The 25,659-nt window shown below is 70.4% G+C and carries 22 protein-coding genes and 1 tRNA gene; 11 read left to right on the forward strand and 12 right to left on the reverse strand.

What is annotated here, in order from left to right; all coding sequences use genetic code 11:
• Positions 1-141: 141 nt before the first annotated feature.
• A complete protein-coding gene (gene gyrA / locus D7V80_RS16850; protein WP_120589130.1) occupies positions 142-2,958 on the forward strand; it encodes a DNA gyrase subunit A in 2,817 nt (938 codons plus the stop codon).
• 84 nt (positions 2,959-3,042) lie between these two features.
• On the opposite strand, the gene D7V80_RS16855 is transcribed toward gyrA, so the two are convergent.
• Complete coding sequence (locus tag D7V80_RS16855; protein WP_120589131.1) at positions 3,043-3,672, reverse strand: nuclear transport factor 2 family protein; 630 nt, start codon at positions 3,670-3,672, stop codon at positions 3,043-3,045.
• Positions 3,673-3,849: 177 nt separating this feature from the next.
• On the opposite strand from D7V80_RS16855, the gene D7V80_RS16860 reads away from it, so the two are divergent.
• The gene (locus D7V80_RS16860) at positions 3,850-4,905 is read left to right on the forward strand and encodes an ABC transporter ATP-binding protein (RefSeq protein WP_120589132.1); all 1,056 of its coding nucleotides are present in this window, start codon (positions 3,850-3,852) and stop codon (positions 4,903-4,905) included.
• 93 nt (positions 4,906-4,998) lie between these two features.
• Positions 4,999-5,292: a YkvA family protein gene (locus D7V80_RS16865; protein ID WP_233585419.1), complete on the forward strand. Its 294-nt coding sequence runs from the start codon at positions 4,999-5,001 to the stop codon at positions 5,290-5,292.
• A 3-nt stretch (positions 5,293-5,295) separates the two neighbouring features.
• On the opposite strand, the gene D7V80_RS16870 is transcribed toward D7V80_RS16865, so the two are convergent.
• From D7V80_RS16870 to D7V80_RS16885, 4 genes are all read right to left on the reverse strand, one after another.
• Positions 5,296-5,934 carry a phospholipid scramblase-related protein gene (locus D7V80_RS16870; protein WP_120589134.1) on the reverse strand — a complete coding sequence of 213 codons (639 nt, stop codon included), beginning with the start codon at positions 5,932-5,934 and terminating at the stop codon, positions 5,296-5,298.
• 42 nt (positions 5,935-5,976) lie between these two features.
• Entirely contained in the window at positions 5,977-7,125 is a 1,149-nt protein-coding gene (locus D7V80_RS41815; protein ID WP_120589135.1) for a hypothetical protein, read from the reverse strand.
• 103 nt (positions 7,126-7,228) lie between these two features.
• Positions 7,229-9,943, reverse strand: coding sequence for a VIT domain-containing protein (locus tag D7V80_RS16880; RefSeq protein ID WP_120589136.1), 2,715 nt, complete (start codon positions 9,941-9,943; stop codon positions 7,229-7,231).
• Complete coding sequence (locus D7V80_RS16885; protein WP_120589137.1) at positions 9,940-10,428, reverse strand: MerR family transcriptional regulator; 489 nt, start codon at positions 10,426-10,428, stop codon at positions 9,940-9,942. Before D7V80_RS16885 ends, D7V80_RS16880 begins: the two co-directional genes overlap by 4 nt.
• A 117-nt stretch (positions 10,429-10,545) precedes the next feature.
• On the opposite strand from D7V80_RS16885, the gene D7V80_RS16890 reads away from it, so the two are divergent.
• Together D7V80_RS16890 and D7V80_RS16895 are read left to right on the forward strand one after the other, a co-directional pair.
• Complete coding sequence (locus D7V80_RS16890) at positions 10,546-11,037, forward strand: DUF2721 domain-containing protein (protein WP_120589138.1); 492 nt, start codon at positions 10,546-10,548, stop codon at positions 11,035-11,037.
• A gap of 97 nt (positions 11,038-11,134) precedes the next feature.
• Positions 11,135-11,650: a peptidylprolyl isomerase gene (locus D7V80_RS16895; RefSeq protein ID WP_120589159.1), complete on the forward strand. Its 516-nt coding sequence runs from the start codon at positions 11,135-11,137 to the stop codon at positions 11,648-11,650.
• A 65-nt stretch (positions 11,651-11,715) separates the two neighbouring features.
• Here D7V80_RS16895 and D7V80_RS16900 read toward each other — a convergent pair whose 3' ends face one another.
• Complete coding sequence (locus tag D7V80_RS16900; protein ID WP_120589139.1) at positions 11,716-12,537, reverse strand: slipin family protein; 822 nt, start codon at positions 12,535-12,537, stop codon at positions 11,716-11,718.
• Positions 12,534-13,868 (reverse strand): nodulation protein NfeD, encoded by a 1,335-nt coding sequence (locus tag D7V80_RS16905; RefSeq protein ID WP_233585421.1) that lies wholly within the window; start codon positions 13,866-13,868, stop codon positions 12,534-12,536. Before D7V80_RS16905 ends, D7V80_RS16900 begins: the two co-directional genes overlap by 4 nt.
• Positions 13,869-14,115: 247 nt before the next feature.
• Between D7V80_RS16905 and D7V80_RS16910 the strand changes: the two genes are divergently transcribed.
• Positions 14,116-14,337 (forward strand): hypothetical protein, encoded by a 222-nt coding sequence (locus D7V80_RS16910; RefSeq protein WP_120589141.1) that lies wholly within the window; start codon positions 14,116-14,118, stop codon positions 14,335-14,337.
• Positions 14,338-14,348: 11 nt separating this feature from the next.
• Positions 14,349-15,947 carry an amidohydrolase gene (locus tag D7V80_RS16915; RefSeq protein ID WP_120589142.1) on the forward strand — a complete coding sequence of 533 codons (1,599 nt, stop codon included), beginning with the start codon at positions 14,349-14,351 and terminating at the stop codon, positions 15,945-15,947.
• 6 nt (positions 15,948-15,953) lie between these two features.
• On the opposite strand, the gene nhaR is transcribed toward D7V80_RS16915, so the two are convergent.
• On the reverse strand, positions 15,954-16,853 hold the full coding sequence (gene nhaR / locus D7V80_RS16920) for a transcriptional activator NhaR (protein WP_120589143.1): 900 nt from the start codon (positions 16,851-16,853) through the stop codon (positions 15,954-15,956).
• Positions 16,854-16,977: 124 nt separating this feature from the next.
• Here nhaR and D7V80_RS16925 point away from each other — a divergent pair, with 124 nt between their 5' ends.
• The gene (locus tag D7V80_RS16925) at positions 16,978-17,778 is read left to right on the forward strand and encodes a sigma-70 family RNA polymerase sigma factor (protein ID WP_120589144.1); all 801 of its coding nucleotides are present in this window, start codon (positions 16,978-16,980) and stop codon (positions 17,776-17,778) included.
• A 91-nt stretch (positions 17,779-17,869) separates the two neighbouring features.
• Positions 17,870-17,942, forward strand: a tRNA-Phe gene (locus tag D7V80_RS16930).
• Positions 17,943-18,005: 63 nt separating this feature from the next.
• Here D7V80_RS16930 and D7V80_RS16935 read toward each other — a convergent pair.
• Positions 18,006-19,025 carry a radical SAM protein gene (locus D7V80_RS16935; protein ID WP_120589145.1) on the reverse strand — a complete coding sequence of 340 codons (1,020 nt, stop codon included), beginning with the start codon at positions 19,023-19,025 and terminating at the stop codon, positions 18,006-18,008.
• A 234-nt stretch (positions 19,026-19,259) separates the two neighbouring features.
• On the opposite strand from D7V80_RS16935, the gene D7V80_RS16940 reads away from it, so the two are divergent.
• Both D7V80_RS16940 and D7V80_RS16945 read left to right on the forward strand, forming a co-directional pair.
• A complete protein-coding gene (locus D7V80_RS16940; protein WP_120589146.1) occupies positions 19,260-20,117 on the forward strand; it encodes a flavoprotein in 858 nt (285 codons plus the stop codon).
• Positions 20,118-20,159: 42 nt separating this feature from the next.
• Positions 20,160-22,040, forward strand: coding sequence for an ABC transporter ATP-binding protein (locus tag D7V80_RS16945; protein ID WP_255417643.1), 1,881 nt, complete (start codon positions 20,160-20,162; stop codon positions 22,038-22,040).
• Between the two features lie 19 nt (positions 22,041-22,059).
• Here the strand turns inward: D7V80_RS16945 and D7V80_RS16950 are convergent, their stop codons facing one another.
• The 3 genes from D7V80_RS16950 to D7V80_RS16960 are packed head-to-tail and all read right to left on the reverse strand — an operon-like array spanning position 22,060 to position 25,628.
• On the reverse strand, positions 22,060-23,253 hold the full coding sequence (locus tag D7V80_RS16950) for a hypothetical protein (RefSeq protein ID WP_120589147.1): 1,194 nt from the start codon (positions 23,251-23,253) through the stop codon (positions 22,060-22,062).
• A gap of 25 nt (positions 23,254-23,278) precedes the next feature.
• Positions 23,279-24,343 (reverse strand): hypothetical protein, encoded by a 1,065-nt coding sequence (locus D7V80_RS16955; RefSeq protein WP_120589148.1) that lies wholly within the window; start codon positions 24,341-24,343, stop codon positions 23,279-23,281.
• On the reverse strand, positions 24,333-25,628 hold the full coding sequence (locus tag D7V80_RS16960) for a cupin domain-containing protein (protein ID WP_158616653.1): 1,296 nt from the start codon (positions 25,626-25,628) through the stop codon (positions 24,333-24,335). The genes D7V80_RS16955 and D7V80_RS16960 overlap by 11 nt, the downstream gene beginning before the upstream one ends.
• Positions 25,629-25,659: the final 31 nt, after the last annotated feature.

The raw sequence follows: 25,659 nt of genomic DNA on the forward strand, positions 1-25,659 counted from the left end.
CCCCTGGAACCGGGCGGGCGGGCAGCCGTGGCGAATCCCCCCTGTTTCCCTTATTGACTGAGGGAAATCCGGGGGTTACGAACACTCTCCCATCGGGCGGAGCCCCCCACGTGAGGGGCCCGTCCGCACCTTCCAGAGCCCATGGCTGACGACACCACCGACACGCCGGCAACGCCCCCCGCGCCCCCTCCGTCGAGCGGCGCCGGAGAGCTCATTCCCATCAACATCGAAGACGAGATGCGCCGCTCGTATCTCGACTACTCGATGTCCGTCATCATCGGCCGCGCGCTGCCAGACGTGCGCGACGGCCTGAAGCCCGTCCACCGTCGCGTCCTCTTCGCGATGAACGACCTGGGCAACCTCCACAACCGCGCCTACAAGAAGAGCGCGCGCGTGGTGGGTGACGTCATCGGTAAGTACCACCCGCACGGCGACTCTTCCGTCTACGACGCCATGGTGCGCCTGGCGCAGGAGTGGAGCCTTCGCTACCTGCTGGTGGACGGCCAGGGCAACTTCGGCTCGGTGGACGGCGACTCGCCGGCGGCCATGCGTTACACGGAAGTGCGCATGGAGCGGCTGGCGGAGGATCTCCTGGGGGACATCGACAAGGAGACCGTCGAGTTCGGCCCCAACTACGACGACTCGCTGGAAGAGCCGCTCGTCCTGCCCGCCAAGTTCCCCAACCTCCTCGTCAACGGCAGCAGCGGCATCGCGGTGGGCATGACCACCAACATCCCGCCGCACAACATGACGGAGGTCATCAGCGGCACGCTGCACCTCATCGACAATCCGGGCTGCACCGTCCTGGACCTGATGGAGTTCATCGTCGGCCCGGACTTCCCCACCGCCGCCATCATCACCGGCCGCGAGGGCATCCGCCGCGCCTACGAGACGGGCCGCGGGGCCATGACCATCCGTGCGCGCACGGAGATCGAAACGTCCAAGAAGGGCGACCGTGAGGCCATCATCGTCACGGAGATCCCCTACCAGGTGAACAAGGCCCGGCTCATCGAGAAGATCGCCGAGCTGGTGCGTGAGAAGAAGCTGGAGGGCATCAGCGACATCCGTGACGAGAGCGACCGTCAGGGCATGCGCATCGTCATCGAGCTCAAGCGCGATGCCATCTCCCAGGTGGTGCTCAACAACCTCTTCTCCATGACGCAGATGGAGACGACGTTCGGCGCGGTGATGCTGGCCATTGACGGCGGGCAGCCGCGCACGCTCAACCTGAAGGAGCTGCTGGACCGCTTCATCGCGCACCGCCGCGACGTGGTGACGCGCCGCACGCGCTACGAATTGCGCAAGGCGCTGGCGCGCATGCACATCGTGGAAGGCCTGCTCGTCGCGCAGGACCTCATCGACCTGGTGGTCAGCCTCATCCGCGCGTCGCGCGACCCGGATGAAGCGCGCTGGGGCCTGATGAACATCCTGTCGCCGGAGCTCTACACGCGCGAGCGCTTCCAGAACCTGGAGCGCATCGACTACGCGAAGGCCAAGGCGCAGATGGAGCTGCTGGTCAGCCGCGCTCGCAACGAGGAGCCGGCCTACGGCGGCCTGGAGCACAAGTACGAGGGCGCGGGCTTCAGCGAGGACCAGGCGCAGAACATCCTGGAGATGCGCCTGCAGCGCCTCACCGGCCTGCAGCGCGAGGAGCTCTTCAAGGAGCTCCTCGGCCTGGTGCGCGACATCGCGCGCCTGCGCGACATCCTCGCCAACGAGAAGAGCCTGCTCTCCGTCATCAAGGCGGAGCTGATGGAGATCCGCGAGCGCTACGGCGACAAGCGCCGCACGGAGATCACCGGCGCGGTGGATGAAATCACCAGCGAGGACCTCATCGCGGAAGAGACGATGGTGGTCACGCTGTCGCACACGGGCTACGTGAAGCGCTCGCCCCTGTCGGAGTACCGCGCGCAGAAGCGCGGCGGGCGCGGCAAGACGGGCGCGGGGACGAAGGAGGACGACTTCGTCACCAAGGTGTTCGTGGCCAGCACGCACGCGTACCTCATGCCCATCACCACCAAGGGCAAGCTGTACTCGCTGAAGGTGCACCAGATTCCGCAGGGCAGCCGCACCTCGCGCGGCAAGGCCATCGTGAACCTGGTGCAGTTCGGGGAAGGGGAGCGGCTGGCGCAGGTGCTGGTGACGCGCGACTTCCCGGAGAACCGCTACGTCTTCTTCGTCACGAAGAAGGGCGTGGTGAAGCGCACGGACCTGAGCGCGTTCGAAAGCGTCCGCGCCAGCGGCATCATCGCGCTGGGCATCGACGAGGGCGATGAGCTGGTGGGCGTGATGATCACCGACGGCACCAAGGACATCCTCCTGTCCACGGCCACGGGCATGAGCATCCGCTTCAAGGAAGAGGATGTCCGCTCCATGGGCCGTCAGGCCTACGGCGTGAAGGGCATCACGCTGGAGGACGGCGACGAGGTGGTGGGCGCGGACCTCCTGGACAAGGAGCCGGAGGAGGGCCAGGCGCCCGCGGAGCAGAGCAGCGCCATCCTCACGGTGACGGAGAACGGCTACGGCAAGCGCACCGAAGGCGCCGAGTACCGGCAGCAGGGCCGTGGCGGCAAGGGCATCATCGACATCAAGACCACCGAGCGGAACGGCCGCGTGGTGGGCGTGGTGCAGGTGAAGGACAGCGACGAGGTGATGCTCGTCACCAACGGCGGCATGCTCATCCGCATGAAGGTGAAGGAGATCTCCGTCATCGGCCGCAACACGCAGGGCGTGCGCCTCATCGCGCTGGAGAACGGCGAGGAGAAGGTGATGGCCATCTCCAAGCTGCCCGAAGGCGAGGAGTCCGAGGAGGAGGAGACGGAGGCCACCTCGCCGGTGGAAGGGGCCGGCGCCGAGGGTTCCGCGGAGGCCGCGCCGGTGGAGGAGTCTTCGGCGGAGGCTCCGGCGGACGAGTCCGGTTCGCCCGGCTCGGAAGGTGAGCCCGGCTCGGAAGGCTGAGCCAGGCGGTAGAAACACGGGAGGGCCGGGCACGGGACGCGGGATGCGCGCTCCGGGACCCGGCCCTCTTCGTTGGTGCGGGGGCTACTTCTGGGTGAGGTCCTTGGGCACGGTGAGGCCGGCGGTCTTCTCGTCGATCCAGAAGATGTTCATCACCCACCAGCGCTGGCCGTCGTTGAAGAGCTGGATGCTGTTGACGCCCTTGGCGATGAGCGGCCCGTCCTGCGTGCCGCGCGCCTCATAGGTGCTCATGACCTGCGCCAGCGCGCCGAAGGCGTGCGTCTGCCGCGCAATCTCCTTCTCGAAGAAGCCGTGCGTCGCGGTGCTCTCCTGGCCCCACGTCACGTAGTCCTCCGGGGTGATGGGGCGGGCCGCCAGCGTGGTCGCGCCCGGCGGCTTCGCCAGCGGGATGAGCTGGGCGCCCGGATAGAAGAGGGAGCGGAAGCGCTGCCAGTCACGAGGCGCGCCCGCCGGTCCGCTGATGACGTCGTAGAGCGCCTTGAGGATGGCGTCCTGGGACTTCACGTCCTCGGGCTTCGCCTTGGGCAGCTGGGCGAGCGCGGCCTGGGTGCGCTCCGCGGAGGCCTTGATGGGGTTCGGCTTCTCCGGAGCGGCAGGGGCCGCGGCCTTGGGCTGCGGCGGAGGCGCAGCGGGGGCCTGGGCGAAGGACGCGGTTCCCAGCAGGACGGCACAAGCGACGAGCAGGCGCGACATGGGGACTCCCGGAAGAGGGGAAGGGCGGAGAGCCTAATCCCACGGCGCGGAAGCACTCGCTGGGATTCCCGTCCGCGGCGCACCGCACGAACCTGTCCGACAGTCGGACAGGTTGGGACCGGGCCGGGCGGCCGGTGCTTGGCCCGGCCGGTGCCGCACCGTAGTGTGCCCGCCGTCATGGCCTTCCTCTCGCTCGATGCCCTCACCCTGAAGTTCCTCGGTGCCGCCGCCCCGGCGGTGCGGGACGTGTCGCTGGCGCTGGAGCCGGGGGACGCGGTGGCGCTGATGGGCACCTCCGGCTCCGGGAAGACGTCCCTGCTGCGGCTGGTCGCGGGCCTGGAGCAGCCGACGTCCGGCACCATCACGCTCGCGGGCCGCGTGGTCGCCGGGCCGGACGTGTTCGTGCCCCCGGAGCAGCGCCCCCTGCGCCGAGTCCTCCACGACGCGGAGCTCGAATCCGGCCTCACCGTGCGCGACGTGGTGATGGGCGTGCAGCCCAGGGGCGAAGGCCTGGCGCACGCGCGCGGCCTGCTGGCGCTGTTCCAACTGGAAGACCTGGAAGGGCGCGCCTGCGGAACGCTCTCCCGGGGACAGCGGCAGCGCGTATTGCTGGCGCGCGCGCTGGCCTCCGGGACGAAGCTGCTGGTGCTGGATGAGCCCTTCGCCGGCATGGACGCCGGCCTGCGCGCCAACATCCTCGGAGAGTGGCGCCGCGTGCTCAAGGCGCGAGGCGCCGCGGTGCTCTTCGCCACGCACGACGTGGGGGACGCGCTGGCCTTCGCGGACCGGCTGGTGCTGCTGCGCGCGGGCACGGTGGAGCAGCAGGGCACTCCCGAGTCCGTCTACGAAGCGCCGCGCAGCGCCTTCGCCGCGTACTTCCTGGGCGGCACCAACCTGCTGCCCGGTTCAGGCTTCGGCCGCGTCGCGCGCACGGCGCTGGGCAACCTGCCGCTGAGCACGGAGGCGCGCGGCGAGGTGATGCTCTCCCTGCGCCCGGAGGCCCTGCGGCTCGTCCCCGACACGGACGGCGTCGCGGTGGGCGGCGCCCTTCGAGCGGAAGTCCTGGAGCGCGCCTTCCGGGGCGCGCACGTGGACTTCACCGTGTCCTGCGCGGGCATGGCGCTGGTGGTGCGCGCCGCCTCCTCGGCCCCCTTTCGCGAGGGCGGACGCGCCCGCCTGGAGGTCGCGGGCCGCGCGGACGTGCTGGAGGAGACATCTGGCGTCGCCCGCTAGTGCACCAGGCGTGCAAGCATCCGGCACGAATGGTGCAATCACCCGCGTCCCCCATGCGTAGGGAGGGGTATGAACATCGCAGGCCTTCGAGGAATGGGAACCCGCTTCTTCCGCTACGTGCGCGACCCCCAGGTGGCGACGTGGCGCAAGCTGGCCGGGCTGCTGGCTGTCCTGTACTTCGTGTCGCCCGTGGACGCGATTCCGGACTTCATCCCCGTGGTGGGCTGGCTGGACGACCTGGGCGTGCTGTCCGCCGCCGCGTTCTTCATGGTGCGCGAGGTCCAGCGCTGGCGTCCCGGCACGCTCGCCGGTGAGCCGTCGTTCGACGGACTCCCGCGCGACGAGGAGGGCCGCACGCGCGAGCCCACGCTGCGCCGGCACTCCTAGCCGTCAGTCGTTGCCGCCGCGGCGGTCCTCGAAGTGCACGAAGTCGATGAGGAACGTCGCGGCCACCACCAGCGTCCGCACGTGCGGGTCGTGCAGGCCGTTGAACCGGACGCCGAAGTTGTCGGCATCCGTGAACATCTCCTTGCCGAACCCGCTCCACTTCTTCGCGATGGTCCCCACCTCGCGCCCCTGCTGCTCCACGTTGAACGTCCACGGCCTGAAGAACGGGCCGCTCAAGTGGGCCAGCTCTTCGTCGTTGGGCCCGAGCACGTCATAGGCGCGGGTGAAGAAGCGGAACCGCTGCTGGATGGCGCCCAGGTGCCGCCCCTCGCCGTCCTCCACCTCCAGCCGGGACAGCCAGAAGCGCCACGGGCGGCGCAGCCGCAGGAGCGTCTCCCCGCTCGCGGACTTGAGCTCCATCGTGAAGGGCCGCTTCGCCTTGAGGAAGCCGCGCAGGAGGAACAGGCCCAGCCCGCTGCCCACCTCGCCCGCGAAGAAGAGCGTGTGTCCGTCGTCGCCCACCACCTCGTAGCGGTTGCGGCCCTCGAAGCCGGTGAGGATTTCGCCCCACTCCTTCACCTGCCGCACGCGCAGCGCGTGCTCGTCACGCAAGAGGGTCAGCGCCTGGGACTCGACGGGCATGGGCGGCTCCGGAAGCGGCGGAACGAAGCGGACAGCTTAGGGCTAGAACTGGCCCATCACCGCCAGTCCCAAGCCGCCGTGACGTCCCAGCGTCGCCGGGATGACGGACACGGTGGGGACGTCATTCGGCGCATCGAAGTCCCGCGTGAGGAACGTCGCGGTCCCCAGGCCGGCCAGCACTCCCACGGCGGTGCCCACCAGCAGCGCGTCTCCATGGTCGCTGTCCAGTGCCAGGAACATCGCGCTCAAGCCCACCAGGCCGCCCAGGATGCCACCCGCGTCGATGAGCAGCACCCGGCCCTGGGAGATGTCCAGATTGCGTGACACCAGCGCGAAGGTGAGCAGCCCCGCGCCCACCACGCCCTGCTCGATGGCGATGAAGTCGCGCGTCTCACCGCTCTGGGTGGCCATCAGCAGTCCCGCCACCACGCCCGCCCACAGACCGCCGGAGTTCGCCAGCGACACCTGGCCCGCGGTGGGCCGCGCGAACTCCGCCACCAGGATGCCCAGGCCCGTGAAGCCCAGCGCCCCCGCCATCACAGCCCCCGTGGAGCTCTCCCCCTCCAGGTCGAACGAGCTCTGGGACGCAAGGCCGTAGCCGAAGCCCCACACCGTGCCGGAGTTGATGGCCGCCGCCTGGCCCCGCGTCAGCCCGTTCCGGGTGGCGAGCATCGAAATCGCCGCCCCCGCGCCGCCGCCCAGGAGCGACACCGCCACGTACGCGCGCCCGTCATGGCAGTTGGCGATGGAGCACAGCATGACGCCCTGGGTGATGCCGTGCAGCGTCTGCACGACGGTCAACGACGCCCGGGCCTGCTGCGACGGTCCCTCCTTCGAAGTCACCCCTGGCTCCGCCACCACCGGCCGCGCCAGCGTGTCCCGCGCCAGCCGCGCGCCCGGCTCCAGCCGCGTCCGCGCCAGCCGCGCCAGCTCCGGCGCGTACGGATGCCCGGGACACACCAGCATCACGCGCTCCAGCAACTCCAGCGCCTGGGCATCCTGTCCGCGCACCAGCGCGTCGAAGCCCGCCGCGTAGTCGGAATCGGCGGCGCAGGCCTCCTCGCTCGCCACGAGCGGCGGCGCGGAGACAGCGCCCGAAGACGTGACGGCGGGAGGTGTCGTGCCTTCCCGGGGCGAAGGCCCGGGCTGTGCTGCGACGAGGACGGCCAGGACGAAGGGCGCGAGGACCATGCGAGCGCCCACCCTAGTCGACCCCCGCGGAAGGACGGGAGACCCGGGACCCCCGGTCCTCCCGGAAGGGAGGCACGAGGTCCGGGTGACGCCTCTCGGAGGCCTACCGCGTCGCCAGCGTCTCCATGTGCTGGCGGAGCGCGGCCATGTCCCCCAGCCGCCCGTCCAGGCCGGGAAGGGGCTTCGCGGCCTGCTCGATGCGGCCCCGCGTGCGCGGCCCCGCCGCCACCAGCCACGCCACACCCAGCGCCAGCTCCGCCACGTCCGGCGCCTGGCCCAGCTGCGAGGCCAGCGCGAGCAGCGCGTCCACGGCCTTCTTCACCTGCGCGCCGTGCAGCGGGTGGCTGCTGGTGATGCCCTCGCGCAGGAGCACCAGCAGCACCCGCGCGGTGGCGCGGGCCTGGCGCACCGGCTCCGGCCCTTCACCCGTGCCGGCCCACAGCCCGTTCGCGAGCTGCTGGCCCAGGAGGCCGCCCACGTCCTCGGTGGGAATGGACGCGTCCGCCACGGACAGCGGCTGGATTTCCTCCTGCTCGTAGAGCACCTCCTCCTTGCTCTTGACGACGCGCTCCAGCTCCGCTGCGGTCTCCAGGACGCGAGAGGCCTTGGACGGCCTCGCCGCGGACATCAGCCGGTCGAAGAGGCCGCCCTTCTCCTTCTTCGCGTTCTTCGCGGACTCCTGCTCCATGGGCGCGGCCCTGCCACCCATGGGCCCGGAGCCATCCGCGAACTCCGCCTGGAAGGAGGACCCGGTGGTGGGCTCCGGTCCCAGGTCGCGCGCGGGAGCGGGCGCGGAGGGGGCCATGCTCGGAGGAGGTGGGGGGACCGCGCCGCCCCGGGAGCGGCCCGGTGCCGCCCCGGGCCTGGGCATCGGCTTCGAGGCCATCCGCTTCAGCTTCTCCATGGGCGCCCGCGCCGGCGACATCGCGTCCACGAGCCCGCCCTCCGGCACGGATTCGTCATCCATGTCCCGAGCGGCCTGGTTGAACATGCTCCAGCCCGCGGGCGCGTTCACTGGCACCACGCGCGTGTCCGGCGTGCCGGACGCGCGACGGTCGCCCTGGCGCTCCTCCACCACCACGAAGGACGTGTACTGCGTGGCCAGCTGGTGCTCGATGGCGAGCCGCACGATGCGCTCCTTCATCGCCTCCGCGCGCCGGCCCACCAGCCCCGCGTCCATCCATCCCCGGATGCGCTCGGCGGCCCACAACTTCTCCACCACCGGCCGCTCCGACTGCGCGGGCAGGTCCAGCCGCACCGTGAGGGAGAAGGGCTCCCGGCCCGACTTCCCCTTCAGCGTCACGCTGCCCGTGCCCGCCTGCGCATAGCGCCCGAAGAGCGTCCACGGCGTGCCGTCCACCAGCGGCGGCAGCGTGGCCGGTGCCAGCTCGCTGGTCTCCACGCCGTCGAAGCGCACCTCCAGGTCGGTGACGCGCGGCGCGAGCGCCCGCGAGAACTGCGCCACCACCTTCTCGTCGATGCGCTCCCCCGGGTGGATGAACTCCACCGCGCCATCCGTGCGCCGCGCCAGGTCGCGCAGCAGCGCGTCGCTCACGTTGGTGCCGATGCCGAACGAGAACACCCGCCCCGTCCCGCGCGCCGCGAGCACCGCGTCGAGGATCTCGCTCTCGTTGCCCACCTGGCCGTCCGTCAGCAGCACCACCACGCCGTCCGGCGCGGCCTTCATCGCGGCGACCATCGGCTCCAGCAGCTCCGTGCCGCCATAGGCCTTCAGCCCCGCGACCCACGCGTCCGCCTGCTCCAGCGTGCGCTGGGTGAACGGCACCGTCTGCGCGGAGAAGGAGCGGAACGAGTTCTCGAACGCGATGACGTTGAAGCGGTCACCTTCACGCAGGTGGCGCAGGCACAGCCGGAGCGCGGCCTGGGCCTGGGGCAGGCTGTCGCCGGACATGGAGCCGGACGTGTCCACCACGAACACCACCTCCTGCCGGGGCGGCGTCGTCGCCAGGTTCAGCAGGTCCGGCACCACCGTGAGCGCGAACGTGCCAGGACCTTCCGCCTTCCGGTGGGTGACCACGGGCGTGAGCATCACGTCCGGGTTGGCGTTGCGCATCGTGAGCACCACGTCCCGGTCCAGCGCCACCTCGTTGCCCGCGAAGTCCTTGTGGAACGAATCGCGCTGGAGGTTCACCCGCATGCGGGTGCCTTCCTTGGTGACGGTGATGCGGTGGGACGGGCTCTCCACCACCACGTCACGGCCCACGTCGATGAGCAGGTCCATGCGCAGCCCGTAGTCCACGTTCATGCTCGTGGGCGGGGTGATGCGGTCCGCGTCCGGCACCCGCGTCGTCGGGGCCGCGCTGCCGTGGCCGGTGCGGTCGCCGTGCACCGCGCCGGGGATGTACCGGGGCGCCACCAGCGTGGGCAGCATCCAGCGCACGCTGCCCTCTTCGGAGGTGAGCGTCTGGAGGAACTCCACCTCCACCAGCGTCTCCTCGCCCGGCAGCAGGTTGCCCACCTGCGCGGTGAAGACGTTGGCGCGCTCCTGGTCCAGCAGCGCCGCGCCGTGCCCTTCGGTGATGGCGTCGTCGTAGGCGCGGAAGGCCGCCTCGCGCTCCTTCACCACGCCGGCCACGCGGCGGCCCGCGCACGTCATGGAGAAGGCGCTGAGCGTCGCGTCGGAGGGCAGGGGGAAGGTGTAGATGGCCTCCACCGGCTTCTTCTCGTCGTTGCGGTAGCGCTGCGTCACGCGCACCCGCGCGTGCCCCCCGAGCAGCTCACCGGAGACTTCCACTCCCTGCAGGGGCACCTGGGCCCCCTCACGCGTGAACAGCCCACACTTCGCCTGCTCGTTCATGACAGCGTTCCTTCCTCGGACTCCTCGATGAGGGCGCGCACCCGCTCCGCCAGCGCCCGGACCTTCGCTTCCGCCTGCTCCGACACGTGCAATTCCAACCCCGGCGCCAGGAGCCAGCGCTGGTAACGCGCCACCTCCACCGTCGGGTCTTTTCCCGGCCGCTTCGGGGGCATCCGGGGGACGTCCTCCGGTACCGGCGGCGTCCCCGCGCCCACCGGCGTCTCCGCCAGCCGGCGCAGCTCCTCCGGCGACAGCCGCAAGAGCTCCGCCTGGATGGCGTCCAGTGGCAGGAACCGGGCCTGGAGCACCCGGATGGCCTTGAGCCGCACCCGGTGCTCCTCTCCGTAGACCGTGTCCGGCCCCTTGAAGGGCGGCGCGGGCAGGAGGCCCCGCTGGACGTAATAGCGGACCGTGCGAGGCGAGACGCCCACCTCCTCCGCCAGCGCGGCCAGCTTCCACTCCGTCTGTGTCTTGGGCGTGCTCACGAACCTGACAGTAGGTTGTGACAGTTGAACTGTCAAGACGTCGGTGGTGATTCGTCAGTAGTGCTGTCGTGATGTGGGAGGTGGCGGCCGGGCGGGCGGTGGGACAGAAGGGGGGCCATGAACGTCGGCGTGGACGGCCTGGACCCCTCCTCCATCCAGCTCATCGGCACGGCGGTGACGCCCGCGGTGATGGTGTCCGGGTGCGGCATCCTGGCCACCGGCCTGGACAATCAGATTTCGCGCATCACCGCGCGCATGCGGGACATGGTCCGGGAATGGCGCACGCTGCCAGCGGGCCACGCGCGCCGCTCGCTCCTGCGCGAGGAGGTGGCCATCATGGACCGCCGCCACGCCATCCTCGCCCGGGCCATTGGCTTCACCTACGCGGCGCTCCTGTCCTTCGTGGTGACGTCGCTGCTGTACCTGCTGCGCCGCAGCGTCGCGGTGCCGGAGGGGCTGCCGGTGATGTCCTTCTCCCTGGGCGTGGGGCTGTTGGGCTCCACGGCGGTGCTGGCCCTGGCGTCGCTGCGCTTGAGCCGCCGCGCCATCACGCTGGAGGGCGCGGAGCTGTTCCGCGACGGGCAACCGGGCGGCCCACCGGAGGCCTGAATTTGTTCCGCAGCGCACGCGAAGGTGCTAGCGGGTGCCCCGCAGGACGCGCGGGTCTGGTACGTCCCGCCCAACCCTCACCGTGGAGCACGTGAACATGGCAAACGCCAAGGTCTTCTTCGACATGTCGATTGGTGGCCAGCCCGCCGGCCGCATCGTGATGGAGCTGTTCTCCGACGACGTTCCCAAGACCGCCGACAACTTCCGCGCCCTGTGCACGGGTGAGAAGGGCATTGGCAAGAGCGGCAAGCCGCTGCACTTCAAGGGCACGCCCTTCCACCGCGTCATCCCGAACTTCATGTGCCAGGGCGGCGACATCACGCTCGGCAATGGCTACGGCGGCGAGTCCATCTACGGTGAGAAGTTCGCGGACGAGAACTTCAAGCACCGGCACACGGGCCCGGGCGTCCTCTCCATGGCGAACGCCGGTCCCAACAGCAACGGCTCGCAGTTCTTCCTCACCACGGCCACCACGTCGTGGCTCGACGGCAAGCACGTCGTCTTCGGCAAGGTCGTCGAGGGCATGGACGTGGTGAAGAAGATTGAGTCCGTGGGCAGCCAGTCCGGCGCGACGAGCAAGCCCGTGAAGATCGAGGACAGCGGCCAGCTGTAATCCCACCGCTGCGTCTCACCCGACAGGTCCATCCGTGCCTCGCGCACGGGTGGACCTTCGTCGTTTCAGGACAGCCCGTGGGACGCGTCCTCGTCCTCCTCCTCGCGGGCCTCCTCCGGTGGACGGGGCCGCGAGGGCATGGCGCCGAACGCGCGCAATATCTCCAGGGGGATGGGCAGGATGGTGTGGTTGCCGCCGCCGGTGATCTCCACCAGCGTCTGCAGGTAGCGCAGCTGGAGCGTGGCGGGGTTGCGGCTGAGCACGTCCGCGGCCAGGGAGAGCTTCTCCGCGGCCTGGTGTTCGCCCTCCGCGGCGATGATCTTCGCGCGGCGCTCGCGTTCGGCCTCGGCCTGCCGCGCGATGGCCCGCTGCATCTCCAGCGGCAGGTCGATGTGCTTCACCTCCACGTTGGAGACCTTCACGCCCCACGGGTCCGTGCGCGCGTCGAGCACCTGCTGCAGTTCGTGGTTGATGCGCTCGCGCTGCGACAACAGGTCGTCCAGCTCCACCTGGCCCAGGATGGCGCGCAGCGTGGTCTGCGCAATCTGGCTGGTGGCGTAGAGGTAGTCCTCCACCTGGAGCACGGCCTTGTCCGCCTGGATGACGCGGAAGTAGACGACGGCGTTGACCTTCACGCTGACGTTGTCCTTGGTGATGACGTCCTGCGGGGGCACGTCGCGCGCCACCGTGCGCAGGTCGATGATGACCATCCGCTCGACGAAGGGGATGAGCCAGCGGAAGCCCGCGCGCTTGAGGCCCACGTAGCGGCCCAGCCGGAAGACGACGCCGTTCTGGTACTCGGTGACGATGCGCACGCCGGAGATGAAGAGGAGGAACAACAGGGCCACGGGGAGGAGCCACCCCAGCGCTCCGACCAGTTCGTTCATGGCATCTGCTCCGCGACGGTGAGGGTGAGCCCTTCCACGGCACGCACCACGACCTGGGCGCCCTCGCGGATGGGAGTGAAGGAGACGGCGCGCCAGCGCTCGCCGTGGACGAACACCTCGCCGCCCGAAGGCGTGACGGGGGCCAGCGCCGTGCCGGCCTCGCCCACGAGCCCCGCGTCGCCGCCCCGCTGCGGCAGCTTGCGCGTCTGGGCGCTGCGGTACGCGATGAAGGCCGCGGTCCCCGCGAACACGAGCGCCGTGGGCAGCATCACGCCCCACGACAGGCGGAAGGACGGCTCCACGAACCAGCCCGGTTCGAAGCGGTCCACCAGGAACACGCCGCCCAATATCAACAGCCCCACGCCCGCCGCGCCCAGGAGTCCGCTGGTGACGAACAGCTCCGCGAGGATGAGCCCTACGCCCAGGAGCATCAGCACCAGCGCGCCCGAGCGCACCGGCAGCGTCGCCGAAGCCATCAACGCCAGCACCAGCGCCACGCCGCCAATGAGCCCCGGCGCCACCGCGCCCGGATGGGACAGCTCCACCACCAGGCCCAGCGCCGCGATGAGGAACAGCAGGTAGATGAGGGACGGCTGCGCGAGCGCATGCACCACCCGCTGTGACAGCCCCGGCTCCAGCGACACCACATGGGCCTCGCGGGTGGCGAGCGTCACGGTGTCACCGCCCGCCACCTCCACGCGGCGGCCATCGACGGCGGAGAGGAACCCGGCCTCGGTGGGAGCGACGAGCTCCACCACGCGAAGCTCCACGGCGCGGTCCGCGGGGACGCTGGCGCTGTCGCGCACGGCGGCCGCGGCCCACTCCGGATTGCGGCCCCGCTGCCGGGCAATGCCCTCCGCGAAGGCGACCGTGTCGTTCTCCACCTTGCGGGCAAGCTCCTCGCCACCCACCTGCTCCACGTCCTCGCCCCCGAGCCCCACGGGGTGCGCCGCGCCGATGTTCGTCCCCGGCGCCATGGCGCTCACGTTCGATGCGAGCGCGATGAACACGCCCGCGCTGCCGGCACGCGAACCGGAAGGCCCCACCCACACGAGCACGGGAACGCGCGAGCCCAGGAACGCGCGCACCACGGAGCGGGTGGCCTCCAACGAACCGCCCGGAGTGTCCAACCGCACGAGCAGCGCTGACGCTCCCCCGTCCTCCGCGCGCTTCACGCAGTCCGTGAGGTACGCGCCCGAGCCGGCATCCACCACGCCCTCCAGCTCGCACCGCGCGACGAAGGACGGTGAAGCGGGGGCCGCCGGAGCGGCGAGGCCCACGAAGAGGAACGCCAGGAGCCAGCCCCAGAGGACGTGACGGCGCCAGCTCATCCTGTCGACGTGGTCCCGCATGTCCGCCCCCGAATGCGCGCTCCTCGCGCACACGCACTCGGACAACGATGTGCATCGGATGTTCGGATGACCGGCTCCTGAGACAGGGGGCCTGGAGGGCATGCGGGCAGGGAGGGCCCGGCGCCCCGCTTGTGCATCCAATCCTGGACGTTGAAGGGGATGCGCGTTGCTGGAGGAGGACGCACCTCCTTAGGTTCAGTCTCTCGCTCTTCTTCCAGGAGGTTTCATGCGCCGTGCCGTGCTGCTCATCGCTGCTCTGGGCCTGTCCGTTGCTGGAGCGGTGGCCTGCAAGACCACCCAGCCCCCGGGGACGGAGGACCAGATGCCCATCCAGGGGCCGGACACGGTCCGCGAAGAAATCCAGAACGTGCCCAACGAACCGGCGGGCCCCGCGGGTCCCGTCAATGCGCCGGACGTGGACGGTGGCTTCCCCGAGGGCGGCGGGTAGTCTTCCGCGCCATGACGGCGCAGACCACGGTCTACAGGGCGGAGCGCGTGTGGACGCTCGATGCGGAGCGTCCGCGCGCGGAAGCATTGGCGGTGCATGACGGAAGGTTGCTCGCGGTGGGGACGCTCGCGGAAGCGCGCGCCGCCGCGGGTCCTGGCGCGCGTGAAGTGGATCTGGGCCGCGCCACGGTGGTGCCCGGCCTGGTGGACGCGCACGCGCACATCCATGGCCTGGGGAAGAGCCTGACCACGGTGCGCCTGGAGAAGGCGCCCTCGGTGGAGGACGTCCTCCAGCGTCTGGCGAAGGCGCCCGCGTCGAGCTTCCAGGGGGACTGGCTGCTCGGCAAGGGATGGGACCAGAACGAGTGGCCCGGGGCCGCGTTCCCCGGCCGTAAGGACCTGGACGCGCGCTTCCCCACGACGCCGGTGTTCCTCATGCGGGTGGATCATCACGCGGCCTGGGTGAACGGCGAGGCGCTGCGCCGCGCGGGCATCACGCGGGACACGCCGGATCCGCCAGGAGGCCGCATCCTCAAGGACGCGAACGGCGAGCCCACCGGCGTCCTCGTGGACAACGCGATGGACGTGGTGGAGGCCGCGATTCCCGCGCCCACGCGTGAGCAATTGGAGACCCGGTTGCGAGCCGCCCTGGAGCGGTGCGCGCAGGTCGGGCTCACGGGCGTGCACGACGCGGGCATGGACCTGCAGGCCTTCCGCACGTTGCAGGCGTGGGACGCCGCGGGGACCTTGCCCCTGCGCGTGTACGCGATGGCGGCGGGGCAGGGTGAACAGCGTCACGCCTATCTGGAGCAGGGGCCGTGGCAGGGGCGTCACCTGTCCATGCGCTCGGTGAAGTTCCTGGCGGATGGAGCGCTGGGAAGCCGGGGCGCGGCGCTGCACGACGACTACAGCGACGAGCCCGGCCAGCGCGGCCTGTTGCTCCTCTCACCCGAGGAACTCGAAGCGCGTGCACAGGCCTTCATGGCGCGGGGCTTCCAGGTGTGCATCCACGCCATTGGAGACCGTGCCAATACATTGGTCGTGGATGTCCTCCTGCGAGGCGCGGAGCGGACGGGCACGCAGGCCCTGCGTCACCGGGTGGAGCACGCGCAGATCCTGCGGCTGGAGGACATCCGGAGATTGGGCGCGGCGGGCCTGGTGGCCAGCGTGCAGCCCACGCACGCCACCAGCGACATGCCGTGGGCACAGACGCGGCTGGGGCGCGAGCGGCTCAAGGGCGCCTACGCCTGGCGCACGCTGAAGGACGCGGGCGCGCACCTGGCATTGGGCAGTGACTTCCCCATCGAGAACCCGGACGTGCTCGCGGGACTCTACGCGGCGCGTACGCGGCAGGACGCGAAGGGCTGGCCGGAGGGCGGCTGGTATCCGGAGGAGCGCCTGAGCGCGGCGGAGGCGCTGGAGGGCTTCACGGTGGGGCCCGCGTGGGCGTCCTTCGAGGAGGCGCGGCGCGGAAGGCTGAAGCCCGGCCTGGACGCGGACTTCGTCGCGCTGTCGGAGGATCCGCTGGAGGGCCCCGCGTCAGCGCTGGTGGACGCGCGCGTGCTGGCCACGGTGGTGGCGGGCGCGGAGGTGTTCCGCGCGGCCGGGTGACGCGGCTCACCCGCCGAAGATGTGCGAGCGCGCGGCTTCCGCGATGGCGACGACGGCGGGATGGCGCAGGCGGCGCTCCACGGTGATGGCGTAGAAGCACTGCTCGATTTCGTCGGTGTGCCCGATGGCGGTGACGTTGAACTGCCGCTGCACCTCGGCGTCGATGATGGAGGGCATGGCGAAGATGCCGTGCCCCTTCTGTCCGAAGGCCTGGAGCAGCGCGCTGTCATCGAAGTCACCGGCGATGAGGGGCCGGATGCCGAGCCGCTCGAACCACAGGTCCAGCGAGCGGCGCACCGACGACTCCTCCGACGGCAGCAGCATGGGAGCGCCGTCGAGCGAGCGTGGGAAGTCCTTGCGCAGGTGCGCGAGCGGCTGGGCGGCGAAGAACGTCACGCCGCACTTGCCCAGCAGGTGGTTGAAGGACCGGACGCTGACGGGCTCGGAGCCGGGCGCGTCCGCGAGCACCACGTCCAGCTCATGCAGCGCCAGCTGTGCGAGCAATTGGGGCAGGGGGCTCTCACGGCAGATGATGCGCAGCGAGGGGCCGGCATCCAGCGCGGGCTTGAGCAGCTGCTCGGCGACGAGCTTGGGGATGACGTCGAGCACGCCCACGTTGAGGCGCAGCTGCTGGCCGGTGGGCAGTCCGGAGACGACGTTCTTCAGCTCGTTGCCCAGGCGGAAGATTTCATCCGCGTAGCGCATGACGGTGCGGCCCACGTCGGACAGGACAAGCTTGCGGCCCTTGCGCTCGAAGAGCTGGTGGCCCAGGGCTTCCTCGAGGAGCTTGATCTGGGCGCTGATGGTGGGCTGGGCGAGGTGCAGCTCTTCACTCGCCTTGGCGATGCTGCCCGCCCTCGCAACCGTCCAGAAATAGAGGAGATGGTGGTAGTTGAGCCACGCCATGACTTAGGAATAACCGAAGGTTTTCATCCAAACTAGCTAATTTTCTTAAGTGTCGCCTCCGCTTATCTCTACGTCCGTCACCGCGCGATGGGTGCGCGGGGGACTGCTTGGGGAGGTACGCGTCATGGAAGCCATCTGCGAGGAGCTCGAGTCCACGGTGGAGGGTGTGGAGACCGAGGTGGACTCGGCGGAAGTGGAGATGCGGGTGCGGGGGCACCTGGAGCTGGTCCGCCGGCTGGCCTGGAAGTACCGCTGGACGGGCCTGTCGCTGGAGGAGCTGATGGCGGAGGGCAACGTCGGCCTGGTGGAGGCGGCGCGCCGGTTCGAGGAGCGGGGAGTGCCGTTCGGCGCCTACGCGCAGCAGTGGATCCGCGCGCGCATCCGGGCGTACGTGTCCCGCACCTGGAGTGTGGCGGGGGGCCGCGCGCCGTGGATCGTCTTCCAGCTCCGCCGCGAGCGTGCACGGCTGGAGGCCCGCTGGGGCGAGGGGCACCCGGAGGTGACGAAGCGGCTGGCCGAGGCGCTGGGCAAGAAGGAGGAGGACGTGGTGCGGGGGACGGACGCGCTGGCGAAGGACGTGTCCCTGAACGCGCCCCTGGGGCTGGAGGGGGACGTGACACGGCTGGACATGCTGGAGTCGGAGGAGGACTCGGCGGAGGAGCAGGCGGACCGGGGGGCCTGGGCGGAGAAGCTGCGCCAGAGCGTGGCGGCGGCCTGGCCGGAGCTGGACGCGAGGGAGCGGGCGCTGGTGAAGGAGCGGATGCTGGTGGAGGACGGGGTGAGCGCGGAGTTCCTGGCGAAGCGCTTCGGGGTGACGGCGGTGCGCATCCGGCAGATCGAGCAGGGGCTGCGCCAGAAGCTGCGCCAGCGGCTGACGGCGGGCCGCACGGCCTGGGACAGCGAAGCGCCCCGGCTGGCGGCCTGAGTGTCGGGCGAGGAAGAGGGGTGGCGGAAAAGGGGTTGACGTCGCGGGCCAGTAACCGTAAATCGGCGCTGCCGCTCGCGGTGCGCGGTACGCCCAAGTAGCTCAGTCGGTAGAGCAGGGGACTGAAAATCCCCGTGTCGGTGGTTCGATTCCGCCCTTGGGCACACCAGTACGAAGAATCTGAAGGGCGTCGGACTCCGGTCCGGCGCCCTTCGTCGTTCATGGCGTCAGCGGCTCGCACGCTCCGGTGCTGGATGCGCTGCACGCGCACCAATGCGCGCCTGGTCTTCCTCGCTCCCGAAGCGCAGGTCGATGCGCCGCACCGCCGCCGCCCATTCCTCAACGGTCCGCGCTCCATCCAGCATCGAGCGGACGAAGGGATCTCCGCGCCGCTCCTGGCAGCGGCTCCACAGGAGCTCGGGTGGCTCGCTCAGCAGGTTCCCGACGGCGCCTTCGTAGGACGGCATCGCTTGCACGTCGCCGTCCGGCTGGATGTACCAGCAGCCACGGCCTGTCTTGAGGCTGAAGTTGCTGGTCGTCTGGACCACCACGCCCGGTGGCGCGAGCGCCTGCAGCCTCGCGGTGACCGCCGGATCGTCCAGGGCGTGCATCTCGTCGTCGGTCAGGAACTCCTGGCTGGCGAAGGTCTCCCGCGTCGCCAGCCCCGAGGGCGCGACGGCCCCCAACACCAGGTGGCGAAGCCTCGGGAAGCGGGGCGCCACCTCCGTGCAGAAGCGCTCGAGCTGGTCGTGATTGCTGCGGACCACCACGCATTCGATGTCGAGCCGCATCCTGCTGGAGGCGTGCTGGTTGAGCAGCTCCAGCGCCGCCAGGGTCCGGACGAAGCTGCCGGGACGTCCCCGAATCCTGTCGTGGACGTCCGCCGTCGCGCCATCCAGGCTGACATGGACCTCGTGAAAGACTTCTCCGAGCCGCCGCGCCAGCGCCTCGGTCATCCCCCAGCCACTCGTATAAAGGATTGTCTGGACACCGGCATTGGACAGGCGTTCGGCAAGCCCTGTCAGTCCTGGGACGGCGAGCGGCTCCCCGCCAGAGAATGTCACCTGGCGCAAACGCATGGAGAGCAGGACGTCGACCAGGTGCTGCATCTTCTGGGGCGGGAGCTGCCGGGAAGGGCGCCTGCCGGACTCGGAGTGGCAGTGAGTGCAGAGCAGCGGGCAACGGTATGTCACAAGCCAGACGAGCGCGCGAGAGTACGGGCTGCCTTGGGTCACTGTCTTTTGCATGGGCTGACAGCCTGGACCGAACAGGTGGAGAGACGCGGAGGCCCTCGCGTTCGCGGGAGCCTTTCAGGGTTGGCTGGATTCGAAGCAATACGCTAGAAAGCATTGCCATTGTAGGGGGGCCGGAACGTCAGTGATTCGGGGTCCGGCCATCTCCAAGCTGACAGGAAATGTCTGCTCAGGGCAGAGCGGGAGGTCGTCATTCCCATCCAGGATGAGTGTTTCTATGTTCGCAACATGGCCTGCACCTTCCTGCGCCGCTCCGACGGGTGTCTGGTCGTCTCCGGGCGTGAGGCACTGGAGTTGCGCCGTGCCGACGCGGCGATCGTCGCGGAGTTGATCCGTCTGGTCTCGGTGCCGCTTTCTGGCCGCGAGCTGCGCCGTGGCGCCTCGAAGCTGGAGAACGGCCCTGCCGTGCTGGAGGCGCTCGCGAAGGCCGGCTGCCTCACCGAGGGCCGGACCCTGGACGCGCTGGACGCGAAGTCCTCCCCCCGGCACAAGGCGCGAGGACAGCTGCCGCTCGGCAACGTCGTGTTCGGGCTGACCGGGGCCGTGGCCAGCGCCTACATGCTCCCCTCCATCGCGCGTCTCCAACCTTTCGCCAGGAGGATCGACGTGGTGGTGACGCGAGCCGCCCGGCCCTTCGTGGCGCCCGCTGCCTTCGAGGCCCACGGCATCCAGGTCTGGGGAAGCGCGTCCGCGCGCCGGGGAGAGGTGCGGGTCCCTCACATCGAACTCGCCGACACCGCCGACCTTGTCGTTGTCTGCCCCGCCTCCGCCCACGCCATCGCCAGGCTGGCCCAGGGGGCCTGCTCCGACCTGGTGTCGCTCGTGGTGACCGCGACCCGCGCCCCCGTCATCGTCGTGCCCTCCATGAACGAGGCCATGTGGGACCATCCCGCGGTCCAGCGCAACGTGGCCCGTATCGTCGCGGATGGCGTCCAGGTCGTGGAGCCTCACCGGGGGCTGGAGGTCGCCTGGCTTGCGCGGGGCGCGCCTCCACGTCTGGGCTTCGGGACACAGGGGCTGCTGGACGGGGCCATGCTCGCGACCTTGACGGCCGTGGCCGCCAGCAAGCCTCGGACGCGGGCGTGAGTCGTGGATGGGCGCTCATCGCGCATCAAGGAGGGTTCCCGGGTGGCTGTCTTTCCCTTCCAACGGCTCTTGCGTGACGGACGCCTTCGCGTCCGGTCGCTCGCGACGGTGCTCTCCCAGGTGCGTGCCACCGTCCGCCTCGCCTGGGAGGCGGACCGGGCCTCCATGGTGTGGAGCGCGGGGCTGACGCTGCTCGCGGCGCTGTTCCCGCCGGCCATCGTCTACGTGGGAAAGCTCGTCGTCGATGGGGTCCTGGCCGCCGCGAAGACCCGGAGCGAGGCCCTCTCCTCCCACACCTTGTGGCTGGTGGCGCTGGAGTTCGCGCTCGTCCTTGCCTCCGCCGCCCTGGGCCGGCTCATTACGCTCGTCCACGAGGTCCTCCAGGCGCGCCTCACCACCGCCACCAACCTCAAGATCCTTCACAAGGCGTTGGCGTTGGAGCTGCGCCACTTCGAGGACCCCCAGGTCCACGACACGATGCAGAAGGCGCGGCGGGTGGCGGACAGCCGGCCCCTGGTGATTGTCGTGAACCTGTTCTCGACCGTGCAGCACGGCGTCACGCTCGCGAGCTACGCGGCGCTCCTCCTGGCCTTGTCGCCCTGGAGCGCGCTCATCCTGGTCGCGGCGTCTCTGCCGGCCTTCTTCGTGGAGGCACGCCTCGCCCGCGAGTCGTTCGAACTCCACTCGGAGCGCGCGGGGGCCGCGCGGCGGCTCGACTATCTGGAATGGCTGCTCACGCGGGACAACCATGCCAAGGAGGTCAAGCTGTATGGCCTGGGCTCCATCATCCTGGACCGCTACCAGCGGTTGGCCCGGTTGTTCTACGAGCGGGACCGGAAGTACGAGCGGCGGCGTTTGTCCTTCGGGCTGGGCTTCGGGGCGCTGTCCATCCTCGCCTTCTACGGGTGCTATGCGTTCGTGGTGGCCCGGACCGTCATGGGCGCCCTCACCCTGGGGGAGATGATTCTCTATATCGCGGTCTTCCGGCAGGGGCAGACGGCGCTCCAGGCGACGCTGCTGTCCATCGGGTCCGTCTACCGGGAGTCGCTCTTCATGTCGGACCTGTTCCAGTATCTCGCGGTGCCCACGGACCAGGAGGGCGCGCGCGTGCTTCCCCCGCGGAGCCCGGTGCGGGGGCGGGCCCAGACCATCGAGTTCCGCGACGTGTCGTTCCGGTACGCAGGACAGCAGGGTTGGGCGCTGCGGCACGTCAACCTGACCCTCCCCGCGGGGGAGAAGCTCGCCGTCGTCGGGGAGAACGGGGCGGGCAAGAGCACCTTCGTGAAGTTGCTGCTGCGCTTCTACGAGCCGACGGAGGGGTCCATCACCTACGGCGGCGTCGACCTGCGGGACATGGACCCCAGCGACCTCCGCTCCCGCTTCAGCGCGGTGTTCCAGGACTTCGTCCGCTACCAGTTCAGCGCCGCCGACAACATCGGGCTGGGGGACACCCAGCACTGGCAGGACGCGGCGCGGATCCACGCGGCGGCGGAGAAAGGCGGTGCCAGCACGCTCATCGAGTCGCTGCCCCGGAAGTTCGACACGCTGCTGGGCCTGTGGTTCGAGTCAGGCCAGGACCTGTCCGTGGGGCAATGGCAGAAGCTGGCTGTCAGCCGCGCCTTCATGCGCGACGCGGAGGCACTCATCCTGGACGAGCCGACGGCGAGCCTCGATGCCCGCGCCGAGCAGCGCTTCTTCGAGAGCTTCCGGGCCCTCGCCGAGGACCGGACCGCGCTCATCATCTCCCACCGGTTCTCCACGGTGAGGATCGCCGACCGCGTCGTCGTGCTGCACAACGGGGAGATCCAGGAGCTGGGCTCCCACGAAGAACTGCTTCGCCGTGGTGGACAGTACGCGCATCTCTTCCAGCTCCAGGCGGACGGCCACGGCGACGAGCCTGCTTCGGGACGCGCGGGGAGCTGAGCCCGCGGACTGCCCGGCCTCAGCTCAGCGGCCCCCGGAACGTCCGGGGCACATAGTGCAGGAACAGGGACGTGGAGCGGCAGCCCTCGGGGAGCGTGGGGCGGGCGTGGGGGATGTCGCAGCCGCGGTAGAACGCACACTCGCCCGAGGTCTGGTGGAGGGTGCCCGGCCTGCCGCCAGGCGGACTGAAGACGAGCGGCCAACTGCCGGGCCCCGTCCGGCCTGACGTGAAGTCGACCAGCAGGGTTCCGCTGAACTGGCACTGCGCCCGGTCGGTGTGGCGGGCGAGCCGCGCGCCGGGCTGGTAGCAGCCCAGGTAGTTGTAGGAGGGCCGGGCTTCGACATCGAAGAGGTTCGACACGACGCCCGCGAGCTGTTCGTGGAAGAAGCTGGAGACCGGGTCGTTGTGCCGCACGTAGCGCAAGCTCTGGGGGTCTCCCAACACCAGCAGCCCGCTGCTCACGAGGCCGCGGTAGTAGGCGCGGAGGGCTTTCATCTGCGCGGGGTGGAAGAGTCCCGCCATGTTGGCATAGCCCCGGTGCTCCAGGAGGATGCGCGCGGAGTCGAGCGCGTAGCGCCAGGTGGCCCGCTCCCGGGTGAGCTCCTCCTGGGAGAGGAGGATGCGCGCGGCCCTCAGCGCCTGGAACTCCCGGGGCGTGAGCGTGGGCGCGGGTCCGCCAGGCCGCAGCCGGGTGCAGGCCCCGACAAGCCAGTCGGGGACCTGGTGGACGGCGGTGATGCCGGTGACGGCATCGCGCACGAGCGCGAGCGGGAAGCGCCCGGTCAGTCCAAGCAGGCCCAGATGGCGCTTCTCCCGAGGAAGCCGCGGGGGCGCCGTCAGCAGCTTGAAGCCCGTCACCACGATGGTGCCGGGCGCGAGACGCGGCTTGCGGCCCGCCGCCGGGAGGTCTTCTCCCAGGAGACAGCCGAAGCGCGGGGCCTGGGGAACCTCCGAGGGCGGGACCAGGTATCCGGCCTCGCGCAGGACCGACACCTCGGTCTCGTCCAGCTCCAGGCGGCCGCGGCCGTGGCTCCGGGCGCTTTCCGCCAGCGTCCGGAGCGACTGGAACAGCCGAGGGTGCAGCCGGCGGTCGATGGCGGTCGTCAGCCTTCCTCTGCCGGGAAACGGCGCGGAGACCCGGAGCCCGACCGGGGCGGAGCGCTCGCGGGTGAGCTCGATGGATGCGAAGGGGTTGACCACGAGGTTGGACACAGCGCCTCCTTGATTTGGGCCGCTCCTAGCGGATCCGCCTGCGGTGCCGGTTCAGCAGCCGGTAGGTCGGCAGGGCCCATTGCTTGACGGCGCCATGGACGGCGGGGCCCGCGATGCGCCGCTTGAGCGCGGTGTCCGCGATGAAGCGGCGCTTGCCCCGCGGGTCCTTGGAGTACACCCGCAGGCTCTTCTCGATGCGCGCCCGCTCCGCCCGGGTGGGGTGGACGCCAAACGCATCCATGACCGCCACCAGCCGCTCCAGGTCGATGTCCTCGTAGTTGAGCAGGTGGGCCTTCGCATCCGCGCTGTCAGCGGCCACTCCGCAGAAATGGCTGACGGCTCGCGCGCAGTACTCCTCGCGCGTCATGGCGTCCACGGTCCGGGGACCCCAGCCAAAGTACCGTTTGACCTGCTCCGGTGTGGGCCGGTCCATCCAACCGGAGGGGCGGGCCATGTTGGACACCACGACGTCCACGGGGTCCCGGTAGATGAAGAGCCACGGTACGTCAGGCCAGAGCCTGCGGACGACATCCAGACGGACGGTCTCCAGACTGGCGAACTTGATGAAGAGCCGGCGGTCGTGCTTCGTGCGGCGCCGGCCGAAGACCTTGACCAGACTGCGAAGCAGGGCGTCCCGCTCCGCCTGCGCCGCGGCGGCCGCGCCCCGGGGCCTGGGGCCCGGCACCGAGCCCAGCAGGAGCGACGACAGGACGTCGGGCTCGCCGGGGACGAGGGTGCCGTCCAGGCAGCGCAGCGCGTTCTGCACCAGCGTCGAGCCGCACCGGGACATGTGGAAGATGAAGCCGGAGGGCGACAGCCCGTCGATGGCTTCCGCCACCTGGTGGACCGTGGCCGGACTGGTGACGTTGCGCCCGATGCGCGGATGGCGCTGGAGCAGGAGCGCGATGGACTCGTCGTAGAAGGGCCCTTCCTGGAAGCGCCCCGCCTCGTTGATCCATTCGATGCCGCGGGGCTCCTCGGCCAGACGGTCCCAGGCGGGAATCCACCCCTCCCAGAGCGCCGCCATGGCGCTCCGGGGCGGCGGGGGGATGGGATGCACCAGCTTCGCGCCCATGGAGTCACCCGTCATTGGACGACACGATGTGGAACAACCCCTCGTGGGTCAGCCGGCGCACGAGCGTCACCCGGCCCTCGTCATCCAGGGGACCCGGAAGCTCACCCACCTGGAAGCGCGGCGTCCGCAAGATGAAGCGCAGCGCCTCGCCGAAGTCCGCCGGCACCGACACGGCCCGCTGGCCGAACTGGAGCGTGGCCTTGCCGTCGCCTTCGCGGTAGCGCATCAGGGGCCCGAACCGCCGCTGGACCCGACTGCGCGCGTGGACACGGGGCGCGTCTTCCTCGGAGCCCAGCGTCAACCCCGACACGCGCGAGCGGCTCCTCATCAGGACCTCGACGACCTCGGAGACCGCCGCGTCCGGGTCGAGCGACTGGAACAGCGCCTCACCCAGCCGGCGGAACTCCCCGCGCAATTCCTCCCAGGCGGCGCTGTCGCTGGCGAAGCCCGGAGGCAGCCCGCGGCGCAGGCGGGGCTCCTGGTGGGCCCGCTGGAAGACGGCGGAGGCCAGGCAGTCCGCGTAGGTGATGGACTTGAAGCCCACCGTCAGGTGGAGCGAATGGCCGCCATCCGTCCGGGCCTCGTGGACATGGCCCCGAGGCAGGTAGAGCAGGTCCCCCGGCTCCAGCGTGAAGCGCTGGGTCGGCGACGAGTTGTCCACCTGCGAGGGTTGGTGGCGCGTGACGCGGAAGCGCTGGGCGTCCTCCAGGTTCTCGAAGCGGAAGGGCGGGACGTACTCGAGCGGCAGGTCCACCGGCGGAGGGCTCAGGCTCCACGTCTTGCGGCCGGCCACCTGGAGCACGAGGACGTCGTGGCGGTCGAAGTGGGCCTGCACCCCCTGGGACCTGGCCGGTGAGCAGTAGAGGTTGACGTTCACCGGCGCGCTGAGGCGCTGTTCCAATGACAAGCACAAGTCGCGGATGGAGGTCGAGAAGCGATGGGCCGCGTTCACCCGGAGCGTGCTGCCGGCTTCGTAGCCCGCCTGGAGGAGCTGTGCGTCGGGGGCGCGGGTCGGGTCCTTCATCCTGTTGCGCGGCAGGTCGGAGCGCAGCAACTCGACCGCGGTCGGGTCCAGCGCGAGGGCCGAGGCGACCAGGTGGTCGAGCCCGGCCTGGGACAGCAGGGGGGCGTAGAAGTCCGGCTGGCCCCTGGAAAGACGGTAGAAATGCTTCTCCCAATAGTCCGCCAGGAAGGCCTCTGGCGTCAGGTCTCCGAGCAGCGCCTCCAGGCTTGGGGCATAGCTGGCGGGTGCAAGGGCTTGCCGCCGCGGGGTCCGGGCGGAGCGGAGTCTGGGTTTCACGGGAGAGGGCGTCGGGCCTGGCGGGAGGGTG

It is taken from the genome of Corallococcus sp. CA054B (assembly GCF_003611625.1).
Classification (GTDB): Bacteria; Myxococcota; Myxococcia; order Myxococcales; family Myxococcaceae; genus Corallococcus; species Corallococcus coralloides.